General features: G+C 35.9%; 1 protein-coding gene and 2 tRNA genes. All 3 read left to right on the top strand.

From position 1 onward, the window contains the following. Positions 1-373: 373 nt before the first annotated feature. The 3 genes from DXD04_RS16575 to DXD04_RS16565 all read left to right on the top strand — a co-directional run bounded on the left by DXD04_RS16575 (position 374) and on the right by DXD04_RS16565 (position 1315). Positions 374-940, top strand: coding sequence for a porin family protein (locus DXD04_RS16575; RefSeq protein WP_117674219.1), 567 nt, complete (start codon positions 374-376; stop codon positions 938-940). Between the two features lie 195 nt (positions 941-1135). Next, positions 1136-1208 (top strand) — tRNA-Lys (locus DXD04_RS16570). 34 nt (positions 1209-1242) lie between these two features. Further along, a tRNA-Lys gene (locus DXD04_RS16565) sits at positions 1243-1315 on the top strand. The last annotated feature ends 185 nt before the right edge of the window (positions 1316-1500 follow it).

The following is a 1500-nucleotide window of genomic DNA, read 5'->3' as shown; positions in this document are numbered from 1 at the left end:
TGTCAGGAATTAATCTTCAAACTGACAACTATTTTCAGTACACTTCAAACGCAAAGGCGTTTTACTTAAAACGTAAGTGCGTTTAAGTTCAAACGTACTTGTGTTTTGATGCAAACGCAAGGGCGTTTTTTGGTACCCAAAAACAGACGGATAATCCCGTTTTTAGGCATGATAACCTAAAATATCACTCTTTTACGCTTTTTCATGTTTTGTAAAGTTTTGATAATTTGAGATAGTTTTATACATTTGTAAACAATCACAAACGAAAGCAGGCTTTTCTCCTTATATATTATAAGAGAAAGCGGTTCCTCTGCTTCCGGAATAAAACAAAGTGGTTCAAGGGAACAGAACCTTAATCTAAAAAAAGAGAATTATGAAAAAGTTTTTAATGACCGCTGTATTGGGAATGTTTGCATTAGCTGGTTTTTCTCAGGTAAAATGGGATGCTAAGGTTGGTATGAACTTCAGTAATGTAACTAAGTATGATGATGCTAAGGCATTGCCAGGATTCCAGCTAGGAGTAGGTATGGATTATGGTTTCAGCGAAAGCTGGTCATTGCAGTCTGGATTATTGATTTCTTCTAAGGGATATAAAATTGAAGACGTTAAAGTAAGACCTATTTATTTGGATATTCCTATTTTGGCTGCTTACAAATTCAATATTAGTGATAATACGAAATTTGTCATCAATGCAGGTCCTTATTTGGCATTTGGTTTAGGAGGTAAGGCTAAAGATGACAATTTCGATTTAAAATTATTTAAAAGTGATGAAGGAGATTGGAAGCGTTTTGATTTAGGTATCCAATATGGTATCGGTCTTGAATTAAGTGATCGTTATTTGATTAATTTGACAGGACAGAATGGATTCATTAGTCCAGTAGATGGTGGAGATGATCCTAAGAATATGACCTTTACTATCGGCGTAGGTTACCGCTTCTAATTTGAGAAATAAATCTCATATTCATCTATAAAACGAAAGGTCGGCATGAAAAATCTTCAGTGCCGACCTTTTTTATGTGACTAATAACCAGCCATTCAGAAAAGAATTGAAAAAATATTGTAAAATAAACTGCGAAAACGTTTGGCTGTTTCGTGTAAAAAATATACCTTTGCACTCGCAAATGAAAATAGTGATGCACTCTTAGCTCAGTTGGTAGAGCAACTGACTCTTAATCAGTGGGTCCAGGGTTCGAATCCCTGAGGGTGTACAAAATTTCGGGAAGTTTGACAATTATAGTGGATGCACTCTTAGCTCAGTTGGTAGAGCAACTGACTCTTAATCAGTGGGTCCAGGGTTCGAATCCCTGAGGGTGTACCGAAGCCGTGAGGCAAAATGAGGAAAGGCTCTGAAAATCGATTGGTTTTCAGAGCTTTTTTATTTCCCTACTTTGAAAATACACAATAATACAGAATTTTAATGGGTCAACGTAAAAACCTGAGGGATTTATTGGGTCAACGTAAAAACCTGAGGGATTTATTGTTTAGGCATAAATTTTAGTC

Origin of the sequence: Phocaeicola plebeius, from assembly GCF_003437535.1 — a bacterium.
GTDB lineage: Bacteria > Bacteroidota > Bacteroidia > Bacteroidales > Bacteroidaceae > Phocaeicola > Phocaeicola plebeius_A.
Note: the sequence above shows the minus strand (reverse complement) of the source record. Positions and strands in the feature narration are given on the sequence as shown.